The organism is Oceanibaculum sp. (assembly GCF_022449305.1).
Classification (GTDB): domain Bacteria; phylum Pseudomonadota; class Alphaproteobacteria; order Oceanibaculales; family Oceanibaculaceae; genus Oceanibaculum; species Oceanibaculum indicum.
This window is the reverse complement of sequence record NZ_JAKUSO010000037.1, coordinates 21,522-35,550: the sequence shown is the minus strand read 5'-3', so window position 1 is coordinate 35,550 and position 14,029 is coordinate 21,522. Positions and strand designations below refer to the sequence as shown.

The 14,029-nt window shown below is 64.4% G+C and carries 16 protein-coding genes; 15 read left to right on the top strand and 1 reads right to left on the bottom strand.

Annotated elements, in window-relative coordinates; translation table 11 throughout:
* Both MK313_RS12055 and MK313_RS12050 read left to right on the top strand, forming a co-directional pair.
* Window positions 1-548, top strand: a 548-nt coding sequence (locus MK313_RS12055) for a (Fe-S)-binding protein (RefSeq protein WP_416054138.1), incomplete at its 5' end; no start/stop codon positions are given.
* 8 nt (window positions 549-556) lie between these two features.
* Window positions 557-1,264, top strand: coding sequence for a GntR family transcriptional regulator (locus tag MK313_RS12050; protein ID WP_287781815.1), 708 nt, complete (start codon window positions 557-559; stop codon window positions 1,262-1,264).
* A 9-nt stretch (window positions 1,265-1,273) separates the two neighbouring features.
* Here MK313_RS12050 and MK313_RS12045 read toward each other — a convergent pair whose 3' ends face one another.
* Window positions 1,274-2,497, bottom strand: coding sequence for a polyhydroxyalkanoate depolymerase (locus tag MK313_RS12045; protein ID WP_008943380.1), 1,224 nt, complete (start codon window positions 2,495-2,497; stop codon window positions 1,274-1,276).
* Window positions 2,498-2,937: 440 nt separating this feature from the next.
* Here MK313_RS12045 and MK313_RS12040 point away from each other — a divergent pair, with 440 nt between their 5' ends.
* From MK313_RS12040 to MK313_RS11980, 13 genes are all read left to right on the top strand, one after another.
* Window positions 2,938-4,062, top strand: coding sequence for a M14-type cytosolic carboxypeptidase (locus MK313_RS12040; RefSeq protein ID WP_008943379.1), 1,125 nt, complete (start codon window positions 2,938-2,940; stop codon window positions 4,060-4,062).
* 24 nt (window positions 4,063-4,086) lie between these two features.
* Complete coding sequence (locus MK313_RS12035) at window positions 4,087-4,437, top strand: arsenate reductase (protein WP_121218531.1); 351 nt, start codon at window positions 4,087-4,089, stop codon at window positions 4,435-4,437.
* Window position 4,438: 1 nt separating this feature from the next.
* The gene (locus tag MK313_RS12030) at window positions 4,439-5,239 is read left to right on the top strand and encodes an aspartate dehydrogenase (protein WP_287781814.1); all 801 of its coding nucleotides are present in this window, start codon (window positions 4,439-4,441) and stop codon (window positions 5,237-5,239) included.
* Between the two features lie 126 nt (window positions 5,240-5,365).
* Window positions 5,366-5,869, top strand: a complete 504-nt coding sequence (locus tag MK313_RS12025; RefSeq protein WP_287781813.1) for an SUF system Fe-S cluster assembly regulator — start codon at window positions 5,366-5,368, stop codon at window positions 5,867-5,869.
* A 25-nt stretch (window positions 5,870-5,894) separates the two neighbouring features.
* Window positions 5,895-7,352 carry a Fe-S cluster assembly protein SufB gene (gene sufB / locus MK313_RS12020; RefSeq protein WP_008943375.1) on the top strand — a complete coding sequence of 486 codons (1,458 nt, stop codon included), beginning with the start codon at window positions 5,895-5,897 and terminating at the stop codon, window positions 7,350-7,352.
* 35 nt (window positions 7,353-7,387) lie between these two features.
* Entirely contained in the window at window positions 7,388-8,140 is a 753-nt protein-coding gene (gene sufC, locus MK313_RS12015) for a Fe-S cluster assembly ATPase SufC (RefSeq protein ID WP_287781816.1), read from the top strand.
* Window positions 8,141-8,147: 7 nt separating this feature from the next.
* On the top strand, window positions 8,148-9,476 hold the full coding sequence (gene sufD / locus MK313_RS12010; protein ID WP_287781812.1) for a Fe-S cluster assembly protein SufD: 1,329 nt from the start codon (window positions 8,148-8,150) through the stop codon (window positions 9,474-9,476).
* On the top strand, window positions 9,473-10,723 hold the full coding sequence (locus MK313_RS12005; RefSeq protein WP_287781811.1) for a cysteine desulfurase: 1,251 nt from the start codon (window positions 9,473-9,475) through the stop codon (window positions 10,721-10,723). The genes sufD and MK313_RS12005 overlap by 4 nt, the downstream gene beginning before the upstream one ends.
* Entirely contained in the window at window positions 10,723-11,187 is a 465-nt protein-coding gene (gene sufU / locus MK313_RS12000) for a Fe-S cluster assembly sulfur transfer protein SufU (RefSeq protein WP_008943371.1), read from the top strand. The genes MK313_RS12005 and sufU overlap by 1 nt, the downstream gene beginning before the upstream one ends.
* A 4-nt stretch (window positions 11,188-11,191) precedes the next feature.
* Window positions 11,192-11,593, top strand: a complete 402-nt coding sequence (locus tag MK313_RS11995; RefSeq protein ID WP_287781810.1) for a DUF59 domain-containing protein — start codon at window positions 11,192-11,194, stop codon at window positions 11,591-11,593.
* Window positions 11,594-11,675: 82 nt separating this feature from the next.
* Window positions 11,676-12,011 carry a HesB/IscA family protein gene (locus tag MK313_RS11990; protein ID WP_287781809.1) on the top strand — a complete coding sequence of 112 codons (336 nt, stop codon included), beginning with the start codon at window positions 11,676-11,678 and terminating at the stop codon, window positions 12,009-12,011.
* A gap of 42 nt (window positions 12,012-12,053) precedes the next feature.
* Entirely contained in the window at window positions 12,054-13,070 is a 1,017-nt protein-coding gene (locus tag MK313_RS11985; protein ID WP_322098637.1) for a proline racemase family protein, read from the top strand.
* 41 nt (window positions 13,071-13,111) lie between these two features.
* Window positions 13,112-14,029: a dihydrodipicolinate synthase family protein gene (locus MK313_RS11980; protein WP_287781807.1), complete on the top strand. Its 918-nt coding sequence runs from the start codon at window positions 13,112-13,114 to the stop codon at window positions 14,027-14,029.

Below are 14,029 nucleotides of genomic sequence, written 5' to 3'. Positions count from 1 at the left end.
GCATGCTGGACGCGCTGAAACCCTATATCGAGGCCGGCGTGCCGGTGCTGGGGCTGGAACCTTCCTGCCTGTTCACTCTGCGCGACGAGTTCCGCTCGATGCACCCCGGCGCCGAGTCCGGCGCGCTGGCGGAGCGCGCCATGCTGCTGGAGGAATTCCTGGCCGTCGAGGCGCGCGCCGGGCGGCTGAAGCTCGAGCTGAAGCCGATCACGGCCAGCAAGGCGCTGCTGCATGGCCATTGCCACCAGAAGGCCTTCGCCGCCATGCCGGCGGTGCAGCAGGTGCTGAAGCTGGTACCGGGCCTCGCGGTGGAGACCATCGACAGTTCCTGCTGCGGCATGGCCGGCGCCTTCGGTTATGAGGCGGAGCATTACGAGGTCTCGATGAAGATGGCCGAGGCGTCGCTGCTGCCGGCCATCCGCAAGGCGGAGCCGGGCGTCATTCTGGTTGCCGACGGCACGTCGTGCCGGCATCAGATCCATGACGGTGCCAGCCGCGAGGCGGTGCATGTCGTCCGCGTGCTCGAAATGGCACTGGCGACGGAGTAGGATGCGTCATGGCCCTGCTGGCATCCGATACCGTAACCGAACAGCGTATCGCCCGACGCTCCCTGCATGACGAGGTGGTGGAGCGGCTGCGTGACCTGATCGTCGAGGGCGAGCTGGAGCCCGGCAAGCGCGTGCCGGAGCGTGTGCTGTGCGAACGCTTCGGCATCTCGCGCACGCCGCTGCGCGAGGCGCTGAAGGTGCTGGCCTCGGAGGGGCTGGTGGAACTGCTGCCCAACCGGGGCGCCGTGGTCGCGCCGCTGACCGTGGTGGAGCTGGACGAGATCGTCGAGGTTATGGTGGCGCTGGAAGGGCTGGCGGGATCGCTGGCGGCCAGCCGGATGACCGATGCGGCCATCGCCGAGGTGAAGGCGCTGCATTACGAGATGCTGGCCTGCCACGCGCGCGCCGACCTGCACAGCTATTTCAAGCTGAACCAGGCGATCCATCTGGCGATCATTGAAGGGGTCGGCAATGCCACGCTGGCGCAGACCTATGGCGCGCTGAACGGGCGCATCCGGCGCTTCCGCTATATGGCGAACCTGTCCGGCGAGCGCTGGGACCATGCGGTCGCGGAGCATGACCTGATCCTGGACGCGCTGGTGAAGCGCGACTCGGCACTGCTCTCACGGCTGCTGGCCGATCACCTGCGCAACAAGTACCAGCACCTGAAGCAGGCCTATGAGGCCGCTTCGGAGACCAGCCAGACGGCCGAGTAGGCGGGTTTCCTACTTTTCGTGCTTGCGGATGAAGCTGGCGATGCGCGGCATGATCTGCTCGCGCCAGCGGCGGCCGTTGAAGATGCCGTAATGGCCAACGCCCTTCTGCAGGTAATGCTCCTGCATGGATTTCGGCAGGTTCTTCACCAGATCATGCGCCGCCAGCGTCTGGCCGGGGGCGGAGATGTCGTCCAGCTCACCCTCGATGGTCATCAGCGCGGTCTTGGTGATGGCGGCCGGATCGACGCGCTGGGTACGCCAGCGCATCGTGCCTTTCGGCAGCGAGTGCAGCTTGAACACATGCTCTACGGTGTCGAGATAGAAGTCGGCGGAGATGTCCTGCACGGTCAGATATTCGTCGTAGAAGCGCCGGTGCCCGTCGGCCGATTCGCCATCGCCGCGGACCAGATGCTTGAACTGGTCGATATGGGCGTGGAAGTGGCGGCCCGGATTCATCGAAATGAAGGCGCCGACCTGCATGAAGCCCGGATACACCCGCCGCCCGGCACCCGGATAATGCAGCGGTACGGTGGCCACCACATGGCGCTCGAACCAGTCCATGGAGCGATTCTCGGCGAAGCGGGTCACGATGGTCGGGTTGGCGCGCGTATCGACCGGACCGCCCATCAGGGTCATGCTGCGCGGCTGCGCCTTGTCGTCGGCGGCGGCCATCAGCGAAACCGCAGCCAGCACCATCGGCGCCGGCTGGCAGACCGCGATCAGATGGGTGTCGCGGCCCAGATGCCGCATGAACTGCATCAGATAATCGATATAGGAATCGAGGTTGAAGGCACCTTCGGATTCGGGGATGTCCCGCGCATCGTGCCAGTCGGTCACATAGACGTCGTGGCCCGGCAGCAGGGCTTGGACCGTGCCGCGCAGCAGCGTGGCGTAATGGCCGGACATCGGCGCGACGACGAGGGTTTTCGGATCGTTCAGCCCCTTGGCATCACGCTTGAAATGCAGCAGGTCGCAGAAGGGCAGGCTGAGCGCGATTTCCTGCGTTACAGGTACGGTCTTGCCGTCGATCTGGGTCGTGTCCAGGCGCCAGTCCGGCTTGTTGCGCTGCTTGATGACACCTTCCAGCACTTCCGCGCCGGCGGCCAGCGACTGTCCGAACTGGGTATAGCTGAGCGGTACCCAGGGATTGCGCATCAGCGCCTGTGTTGCATCCGTCATGATGCGCACCGGAGCGAGCGCAGCCTGCTGCATTTCATAGAGATGATAGAGCATGTCTTCTACGTGCCTTTCCGCCTGGTGACCCTGGCCTTGCCGGTATAGGCGGCCGGGTATCCTGAACCGGTGGTGCGTTCCTCGTTTTTGATTATCGTCTCCAATCCCTTCGGATTGGTTAAAGTCGATTCCAGGGTCGAATCGATATGTTTACCTACGATTCCTAATGCTCGTGGCAAACACAGTGACGGCAACCAAATCTTGCGTCAAGCCGGCACTCATTCCGGCTTTGCTGGCTTGCCCGCAATTTATCTGGTCCTTTTGCGCGGCTGGCGCCATGGACAGGCGGTGCGGATGTCCTATGTGTGGAGGGCATGACGCTATCGTCTGAAGATGTGTGGTTCGTGGCCGCCGGCCATTGGCTTCGCACCGGCGGGAGGGTAGGGTTCCTGCCGTTCCGGTGTTTCCTTGTTAAAGCTCCCTAGCCTGTCAGGTTTTTCATGATCGCAATCAGCAGCGCCTTCGATGGCGGCAACATCGAGGTCGTCTCCATCGCCGACGCAACCGCCCGCCTGCGTATCCGCAAGGACAATGCGGCGGACTTCTCACAGTGGTTCTATTTCCGCGTCACCGGCACGCGCGGCCGGGCGCTGACCCTGGTTGTCGAGAATGCCGGCCAGACCTCCTATCCGGGCGGTTTCGAGAATTACCAGGCTGTCGCCTCCTATGACCGGCAGGACTGGTTCCGCGTGCCGACACGGTTCGACGGCAAGATCATGACCATCGAGCATGTGCCGACCTCGGACGCGGTCTATTACGCCTATTTCGCGCCCTATTCGATGGAGCGGCATGCCGATCTGGTGGCGGACGCGCTGACCTCGCCACTGGTGACGCTGGAAGTGCCGGGCCGCACGCTGGACGGGCAGGACATCGACATCCTGGAAATCGGCGAGCCGGCGGACGGCAAGCCGGCCCTGTGGGTGATCGCCCGCCAGCATCCCGGCGAGACCATGGCCGAATGGTGGGTCGAAGGCTTTCTGGACCGGCTGCTCGACCCGGCGGACGCAGCGTCCCGCGCGCTGCTGGAACGCGCCGTGCTCTATGTCGTTCCGAACATGAACCCGGACGGCAGCCGGCGCGGCAATTTGCGCACCAACGCGGCGGGCGCCAATCTGAACCGGGAATGGAAGGAGCCCAGCCTGGAGAAGAGCCCGGAAGTGTTCCATGTCCGCCAGCGGATGATCGAGACCGGCATCAAGCTGTGCCTTGATGTCCATGGTGACGAGGTGCTGCCTTATAATTTCATCGCCGGTTTCGAGGGCGTGCCCTCGGTGATGCCGGAGCGGCTAGAGTTGCTGGAGGAGTTCAAGGACCGGTACGCGGCGATCAACCCGGATTTCCAGACCGTCCATGGTTACCCGGCCTCGGCGCCGGGCAAGGGCAACCTCACTACCTCCACCGGCTATCTGGCCGAGTTCCAGGGCGTGCTGGCGATGACGCTGGAGCAGCCCTTCAAGGACACTGCCGATACGCCGCGCCCGGAGGAGGGCTGGTCGCCGGAACGCGCCATGCGGCTGGGCGCTTCGGTCATCGACGTGCTGCTGCCGATGGCCGGCAAGCTGTAGGACAGAAAAGAGAAGGAAGAAACGATGATCACCCTCTATGGCATTCCGAATTGCGGCACGGTGAAGAAGGCCCGCACCTGGCTGGAGGAGAAGGGCGTGGAGTATCAGTTCCACGACTTCAAGAAGCAGGGGCTGGACGCGAAGACCGCCGAAGCCTGGGTGAAGGAGCTGGGGACCGACAAGCTGGTGAACCGCAAGGGCACCACCTGGCGCAAGCTGGACGACGCCACCCAAGCGTTGCTGCAGGGCCAGAATCCGGTGCCTTCGATGCTGGAGAATCTCTCCGTCATCAAGCGCCCGGTCATCGATCTGGGCGACCGCCGGCTGGTCGGTTTCGGGCCGGACGAGGTGGCGACGCTGGAAGGCCGTCTCTGAGATGGGTATCCGCCGGCTCGGCCTGATCGGCTATGGCGCCATCGGCAAGGCGGTCTGCACTGCCTTTGCCGAGGACGATCTGGTGAAGATTCCGGCCGTCCTGGTGCGCCGTGCGCGTGACCTGGGGCCGGATGGCCCGCTGGTGCTGACTGAGCCGGAGAAGTTCTTCCAGCAGCAGTTCGATGCAGTGCTGGAAGTGGCCGGGCATCAGGCGCTGCGGGATTATGGCGAGCGCGTGCTGCTGAGCGGCAGCGATCTGGTCGTGACCTCCATCGGCGCCTTTGCCGCCGATCCGGAACTGCTGGAGCGGCTTACCGGCGCGGCGGAACGGTTCGGCCGCCGCCTGATCATCGCCTCGGCCGGCATCGGCGCGCTGGACATGCTGTCCGCGGCGGCTGTCGGCGGGCTGGACAGCGTGCGCATGGTGGTGCGCAAGGACCCGTCCGCCTGGACCGGGACCATCGCCGAGGAGGCTTTCGACCTGGACGACATGGCGGAACCGACCGTGCTGTTCCAGGGCTCTGCGCGGGAAGGGGCCAGGCTCTATCCGCAGAATGTGAACATTTCGGCGGCGGTGGCACTGGCCGGGCTGGGCCTCGACAAGACGCATCTCACCATCATCGCCGACACCACCATCGACACCCACATCATCGAGGTGGAAGCGCGCGGCGCCTTCGGCAGCTTCCGCTTCGTCGAGGATGTCGTCCCCACGGAGGATAATCCGAAGACCGGCAAGATCGTCGCCATGGCGGTGGTGAAGACCGTTCGCCAACTCGCCTCACCGGTGGTTATCGGCCTCTGACGAGGCTTTGCGAATCGCTCGCAAGCGCTTGCAACGCTTGAATTCTTCTTGACCGCACCCCTTATATCGTACTAATCCGGTCCAAATTGATTATGGCCGGTTTCGGCGTCACGAGAAGGCAGCGAAATGATTCGGCTCAACCGATTGACGGACTATGCGATTGTCGTGCTGGGGCAGCTTGCCCAGCTGCGCGAGATCGCCGATTCCGGGGATGCGAAAGCGGCGGAGGCGGCAGGCTCGAAGACGGCCGCCGCGCTGGCGCAGGATACCGGCGTGCCGCTGCCCACCGTCTCCAAGGTCCTGAAGATGCTGGCGCATGGCAAGATCATCGCCTCGCAGCGCGGCGTCGCCGGCGGCTACACGCTGAGCCGCGATCCGAAGTCGATCACCGTGGCCGAGATCATCACCGCGATGGAAGGGCCGATCGCGCTGACCGCCTGCGTCGATGGCGCCGTCGGCAGCTGCGATGTCGAGGCGCTGTGCGCGATGCGCGGCAACTGGGACAAGGTCAACCGGGCAATCCGCGAGGCGCTGTCGGCGGTATCGCTGCAGGAAATGCTGGCGATGCCGTCGGCCTTCGAGATGTTCCCGGTACCCTCGGCGCGGCGCGATGGCGCCCGTCCGCAGTAACAGAGTTTGAGACAGGTAAGAGATCATGGCTGGCACGGCTGAAACACTCGAACAGGTCCAGGCGCTCGAAGACCGGAAGTACAAGTACGGCTTCGTCACCGACATCGAGATGGAGCGCGCGCCCAAGGGGCTGAACGAGGACATCATCCGCTTCATCTCCGCCAAGAAGGGCGAGCCCGACTGGATGCTGGAATGGCGGCTGAAGGCCTATCGCCACTGGCTGACCATGGAGGAGCCAGACTGGGCGAAGCTGGGCTACCCGCCGATCGACTATCAGGACGCCTATTACTACGCGGCGCCGAAGTCGAAGGACGATAAGCCGAAGAGCCTGGACGAGGTCGATCCCGAGCTGCTGGCGACCTACGAGAAGCTGGGAATCCCGCTGCAGGAGCAGAAATGGCTGGCCGGCGTGGCGGTCGATGCCGTGTTCGACAGCGTGTCGGTGGCCACCACCTACAAGAAGAAGCTGGAGGAGAAGGGCATCATCTTCTGCTCGATCTCCGAGGCGCTGCGCGACTATCCCGATCTGGTACGCCAGTATATCGGCTCGGTCGTGCCCTACAGCGACAATTTCTTCGCCACGCTGAACTCGGCGGTCTTCACTGACGGCTCCTTCGTCTATATCCCGAAGGGCGTGCGCTGCCCGATGGAGTTGTCCACCTATTTCCGCATCAACGCCTCGGAAACCGGCCAGTTCGAGCGTACCCTGATCATCGCCGACGAGGGCTCGCACGTCTCCTATCTGGAAGGCTGCACCGCACCGCAGCGCGACGAGAACCAGCTGCATGCCGCCGTGGTCGAGCTGGTGGCGCTGGACGATGCCGAGATCAAATATTCCACTGTCCAGAACTGGTATCCGGGCGATGAGAACGGCAAGGGCGGCATCTATAATTTCGTGACCAAGCGCGCTGCCTGCCGGGGCCGCAATTCCAAGGTGTCTTGGACCCAGGTTGAGACCGGTTCGGCAATCACCTGGAAATATCCCAGCTGCATCCTGCAGGGCGACAATTCGGTGGGCGAGTTCTATTCCGTCGCCATCACCAACAACATGCAGCAGGCCGATACCGGCACCAAGATGATCCATATCGGCAAGAACACCCGATCCACGATCATCTCCAAGGGCATCTCGGCCGGTCGCGCCAACAACACCTATCGCGGGCTGGTGAAGATTTTGCCGAAGGCGGAAAACGCCCGGAACTACACCCAGTGCGACAGTCTGCTGATCGGCGACAAGTGCGGCGCGCACACCGTGCCCTATATCGAGCAGCGCAACCCAACCGCCAAGATCGAGCATGAGGCGACGACCGCGAAGATCAGCGAGGACCAGCTGTTCTACTGCAAGCAGCGCGGCCTGTCGGAAGAGGATGCGGTCTCGGTGATCGTGAATGGCTTCTGCAAGGAAGTGATGAAGGAACTGCCGATGGAGTTCGCCGTCGAGGCACAGAAGCTCATCGGAATCAGCCTGGAAGGCAGCGTCGGCTAAAGCGTCGCCGCAACTGAACGGATACTGACATGTCTTTGATCGAAATAAAGAATTTGCACGCTACCGTTGACGGGAAGCCGATCCTGAAGGGGATCGACCTCACCATAGAGCCGGGCGAGGTGCACGCCATCATGGGGCCGAACGGCTCCGGCAAATCGACGCTGTCCTACGTCATTTCCGGCCGCGAGGGCTATGAGGTGACCGAGGGCGACATCCTGTTCGATGGCCAGAGCATCCTGGAGATGGAGACGGACGAGCGGGCCATCGCCGGTATCTTCCTGGCCTTCCAGTACCCGGTGGAAATTCCGGGCGTGGCCAATACCACCTTCCTGAAGGCCGCCGTGAATGCGCGCCGCAAGACCGCCGGCGAGCCGGAGGTGGACGCCATGCAGTTCCTGAAGATGCTGCGCGAGAAAACCAAGCTGCTGGGCGTCACCGACGAGATGCTGAAGCGCGCGGTGAATGTCGGCTTCTCCGGCGGCGAGAAGAAGCGCAACGAGATCCTGCAGATGGCGGTTTTGGAGCCGCGCTTCGCGGTACTGGACGAGACCGATTCGGGTCTCGATATCGACGCGCTGCGTATCGTTGCCGATGGCGTGAACGCGCTGCGCGGGCCGGAGCGGTCCATGCTGGTTATCACCCATTACCAGCGCCTGCTGGACTATATCGTGCCGGACAAGGTGCATGTGCTGGCCAAGGGCCGCATCGTGGCCTCGGGCGGCAAGGAGCTGGCGCAGGAGCTGGAAGCCACCGGCTATGCCGGCTATACAGATTCCGAGGCGGCCTGAGGCGATCATGGCAACCCCGCGTTCCTTTCCGGCACCCTTCGCCGACCGCCATGCCGAGCTGGCGCCATCGCTGTCCGGTGCAGGCATCGGCTGGCTGGCGGCCCTGCGCGCCGACTCTGCCGCGCGCTGCCGGCAGAACGGCCTGCCGACCACCCGGGTTGAGGCCTGGCGCTTCACCAATCTGAAGGATCTGGTGGCGGGCGATTTCACCCCGGCGGGTAACGTGCCTGATATGGCGCTGGACAGCCTGCCGGCCTCCAGCCTGCTGGCGGTCAATGGCCATGTGCTGGCCTTCGTGAATGGCCGGTTCCGCGCGGAGCTGTCCACCATGGACGCCCTGCCGGACGGCGTGGCGCTGCTGCCGCTGTCCGAGGCGATCCGCACTGACGAACAGTCGCTCTCCGCCCATCTCGGCCATCTGACCGAGGCGGAGGAGAATCCCTTTGCCGATCTGAACACCGCCTTCCTGGAGGATGGCCTCGTGCTGCGGTTGGCCGACGGCGTGACGCTGGACCGGCCGGTGCATCTGGTCTCCATCGGCGCGGTCGCGGACCGTGCGGTGGCTTTCTTCCCGCGCCTGCTGGTCGTCCTGGGCAAGGGTGCCAAGGCGACGCTGTTCGAGAGTCATGCCGGCCTCGGCGGCGCCTATTTCTCCAATGGCGTCATGGAAGCGGTGCTGGGCGAGGGCGCGCATCTGGAGCATTACAAGCTGCAGAACGAATCGCCCGAGGCTTTCCACATCGCCAACACCCGAATCAGCGTGGCGTCGCAGGGTTTCTATGACGGCTTCGTGCTGCAGACCGGCAGCCGGCTGGCCCGCAACGAGGTGCAGGTGGCGCTGAACGGCGAGAATGCCCGCTGCCATCTGAGTGGCGCCTATCTGGGCACCGGGCGGCAGCATCTCGACAACACCACCTTCATCGACCATGCGGTGCCGGATTGCGCCTCGCGCGAGGTCTATAAAGGCGTGCTGGACGAGCGCGCGCATGGCGTGTTCCAGGGCAAGATCCTGGTGCGGCGCGACGCGCAGCGCACCGACGGCCACCAGCTGAACCGGGCGCTGCTGCTGTCCCGCGAGGCGGAGGTGAACGCCAAGCCGGAGCTGGAAATCTACGCCGACGATGTGAAGTGCAGCCATGGCGCCACGGTCGGCGAGCTGGAGGAGCAGCAGCTCTTCTACCTGCAGGCCCGCGGCATCGACCGCGCCACGGCGCGCGCGCTGCTGATCGAGGCCTATGTGCAGGAAGCGGTGGACGAGATCGGCAATGTCGAGGCGCGGCTGCCGTTCCAGCGCGTGGTCGGCGGCTGGCTGAAGGTAAGGAAGGAACGGTCATGACGGCGATGGCTCAGACCCCCCTGGCCGGCGCGCCCTACGACGTGGAGGCGGCGCGCCGCGACTTCCCGATCTTCCGGACCGATGTGCGCGGCAAGCCGCTGGCCTTCCTCGACAGCGGCGCCTCGGCGCAGAAGCCGCAGGCGGTGCTGGACGCGATGAACGCGGTCTACACATCCGGCTACGCCAATGTACATCGCGGCGCCTATCAGCTGAGCGAGCGGGCGACCGCCGCCTATGAGGGCTCGCGCGAGATTGTGCGGCGTTTCCTGAACGCCCGGTCGGTGAAAGAGATCGTCTATACTCGCAATGCCACCGAAGGCATCAACCTGGTGGCTTCCAGCTATGGCCGGAAATTCCTGAAGGCGGGCGACGCGGTGCTGATCTCCGAGATGGAGCATCACGCCAACATCGTGCCCTGGCAGTTGCTGCGCGACGAGATCGGCATCGAGCTGCGCATCGTGCCCATCGCCGATGATGGCTCCTGGCTGATGGCGGAGTATGAGAAGCGGCTGGACGGCGTGAAGCTGGTGGCGCTGACCCACACCTCCAACGTGCTGGGTACGGTGACACCGGCGAAGGAGATCACCGCGCTGGCCCATGCGGCGGGCGCCAAGGTGCTGCTGGACGGCAGCCAGGCGGTCGTGCACCGCCCGGTGGATGTGCAGGATATCGGCTGCGACTTCTATGTCTTCACTGGCCACAAGCTCTATGGCCCGACCGGCATCGGCGTGCTGTACGGGCGCGAGGAACATCTCTCCACCATGCCGCCCTATCAGGGCGGTGGCGACATGATCCGCACGGTGAGCTTCACGAAATCGACGTGGGCCGACCTGCCGCACAAGTTCGAGGCCGGCACCCCGGCCATCGTCGAGGCGGTGGGGCTGGGTGCCGCCATCCAGTATGTCGAGGGGCTGGGGATCGAGCGCATCGCCCGGCACGAGACGCAGCTGCTGAATTATGCCACCCAGCGCCTCTCGGCGGTGAAGGGGCTGAACATCCAGGGCACGGCGGCCGGCAAGGCGGGGGTGATCTCTTTCACCATCGATTGCGCACACCCGCATGATATCAGCACCATCGTGGACCGGGCCGGCGTGGCGATCCGCGCCGGGCACCATTGCGCGCAGCCGCTGATGGAACGGCTGGGCGTGGCGGCGACGGCGCGTGCCTCGCTTGGCCTCTACAGCACCAAGGCCGAAGTGGACCAGCTTGCCGAGGCGCTGGATTTCGTAGTGGAGATGTTCGACTGATGCTCGACGATTTGCGCGATCTTTATCAGGAAGTGATCCTGGACCACGGCAAGCGGCCACGGAATTTCCGGCAGATCGACAATGCCAGCCACCATGCGCACGGCCATAATCCGCTGTGCGGCGACCAGCTTGTCGTCTATCTGGCGCTGGACGAGAAGGGCATCGTGCAGGATGCCAGCTTCATCGGTAAAGGCTGTGCGATTTCAACAGCTTCTGCGTCTCTGATGACAGAAATTCTGAAGGGCAAGACGGAATCGCAGGCCAAGCAGCTGTTCGAGCGGTTCCATGCCATGTGCACCGGCGCCGAGGTGAAGCCCGCCCCCGGCCTGGAGGAGGACCTGGAGCGGCTGGAGGTGCTGTCAGGCGTGCGCGAGTTCCCCAGCCGGGTGAAGTGCGCGACGCTGGCCTGGCACACCATGACCGCCGCCGTCGAAGGCAAGGACCAGGTGTCCACGGAGGATTGATCCGATGAATCCCTATGCCGTCGATCTGGAGCCGTTTTTCGGCAAGCAGGTGGAGGAAGGCACCACCGCCTATGCCGGCGCGCCGCTGCCGGAGGGCACCGCGCCCGCGCCGGAGGAAGCCATCGTCGAGGCACTGCGCACCGTGCATGACCCGGAAATCCCGGTGAACATCTACGACCTTGGCCTGATCTACGCCATCAACCGGCAGGAGGGCGGCAACGTCCATATCCTGATGACGCTGACCGCGCCGGCCTGTCCGGTCGCTGGCGAGATGCCGGTGCAGGTCGCGCAGGCGGTTGCCGGCGTCGAAGGCGTCGGCGAGGTTGCGGTGGAGCTGACCTGGGAGCCGCCCTGGACCACCGACCGCATGTCCGAGGATGCCAAGATGGCCCTGGACATCGGCTGACCTTGGATATCGGCTGATTGCTGCTTATCTGTGAGTTGGTGTTATACTGTTACTCAAGTCCCGCGTTCTGGAGGTCACCACCATGGCCCATCAAGTGATTACCCTGACCGATGCCGCCGCCGAGCGTGCGCGCGCCCTGATGGCGCGCAGCGAGCAGCCGGTCGCGGCGCTGCGTGTCGGCGTGAAGGCGCGCGGCTGTTCCGGCATGTCCTATGTCATCGAATATGCCGACGAGAAGAAGAAGTTCGAGGAAGTGGTCGAGGACAAAGGCGTGAAGATCTTCATTGATCCCGCCGCCGTCATGTTCCTGATCGGCAGCGAGATGGACTATACGGAAGACAAGTTCACCTCCGGCTTCACCTTCACCAATCCGAACGAGAAGGGCCGCTGCGGCTGCGGCGAGAGCTTCCACGTCTGACCGGTCTGGCGTAGCCTGACCCTGCCGCCCGGATGAGGCACTATGGCAGGACAGGCGATGCAACCCATTGAAACAGTTGAAATGCATACCGCTGGGGAGCCGGTGCGTATCATTGTGTCCGGCTGGCCGGCTTTGTCCGGCGTCACGCTGCTGGACAAGCGCCGCGAGGCACGGGAGAGGCACGATTCCCTGCGCCGGATGCTGATGGAGGAGCCGCGCGGCCATCCCGACATGTATGGCGCGCTGCTGGTCGAACCGGACCATCCCGAGGCCCATCTGGCCGTGCTGTTCATGCACAATGAAGGCTATTCCACCATGTGCGGCCATGCGGTCATCGCGCTGGGCCGCTATGCCGTGGATAAGGGGCTGGTGCCGGCGACAGAGCCGGAGACGGTAGTGAACATCGAGTGCCCCTGCGGCCTGGTGCGCGCCCATGTCGCTGTGTCGGACGGCAGGCCGGGTTCTGTGCGGTTCGACAGCGTGCCGGCCTTCGCGTTCGCCCGCGACCGTTTGGTGGAAACGCGCGATTGGGGGCCGGTCATGCTCGATATCGGCTATGGCGGCGCCTTCTATGCCGTGCTGCCGGCGGACAGCATCGGGCTGGATGTCGAACATTCCTCCGTTCGCGACCTGACCGATGCGGGCGAGGCGATTGCCCTTGCCGCTGCCGAACAGATCAGGCTCGACCATCCTGACTCGCCCGATCTGGCTTTCCTCTATGGCACCATCCTGACCGACGGGCGCGATGCTTGGGAGGAAGCGCCCACCCGCAATGTCTGTATCTTTGCCGGGCGGCAGGTGGACCGCAGCCCGACTGGCTCCGGCGTCACCGCGCGGCTGGCCCTGCAGCACGCACGCGGGCTGATCCGTCCTGGCCAGCAAAGGCTGTTCCGTAGTGTCACCGGACAGGATTTCACCGGCGAGGTGGCGGGGGAGACCATGGCCGGCCGCCACCGGGCCATCATCGCGCGTGTCGGCGGGCGGGCCTTCTACACCGGACGGGCGCAATTCGACGCGGAACCGGATGATCCCTTGCGGGAAGGGTTCCTGCTGCGCTAGCGTCTTTACACAAGAGTCAGTTTAAGCAGCGGGAGGAAGCCATGAAGGTCAACTGGCGCGGTGTGTTTCCGGCGGTCACGACACAGTTCAACGCCGATGAGAGCCTGAATGTCGAATCGACGCAGCGGAACATGCAGCGGCTGATCGATGATGGCGTGAACGGCTTCATCATGCTGGGCACGGTTGGTGAGAACTGCTCGCTGCGGTCCGAGGAGAAGCTGACCATACTGCGTGCCGCGAAGGAGGTGGCGGGCGGCAAGGTGCCGATTCTCTCCGGCGTTGCCGAATTCACCACGGCGCAGGCCGCCGATTACGCAAAGGCGGCGGAGAAGATCGGCATCGACGGGCTCATGGTACTGCCCGGCATGGTCTATAATTCCGATGCGCGCGAGACGGTGCAGCATTTCCGCACCGTGGCGCGGGCCAGCGGCCTGCCGATCATGATCTACAACAATCCGATGGTGTACCGCGTCGATCTGAAGACTGAGAGCCTGGCGCAGCTGGCCGACGAGAAGACCATCGTGGCCTTGAAGGATTCCTCGGAAGATGTGCGCCGGCTGAACGACGTGCACAACATCCTGGGCGACCGTTTCGTGCTGTTCGCCGGGGTGGACGATCTGGTGATCGAGAGCGTGCTGCTGGGCGCCGTCGGCTGGGTTTCTGGCCTCACCAACGCCTTCCCGCGCGAGAGCGTGCGGATGATGGAACTGGCGCTGGCCGGCCGCTATGAGGAGGCGCTGCCGATCTATCGCTGGCTGATGCCCAGCCTGCACCTCGATACCTTCCCGAAGCTGGTGCAGTACATCAAGCTGGCCGAGCAGATCGTCGGCCGCGGCAGCGAGATGGTGCGCAGTCCCCGCCTGGTGCTGGAGGGGGAGGAGCGCGCCCGCGTGACGAAGATCATCGAGGAGGCGGTGAGGAACCGGCCCGACCTCGACAAGCTGCCCTCCGTCGCCTGA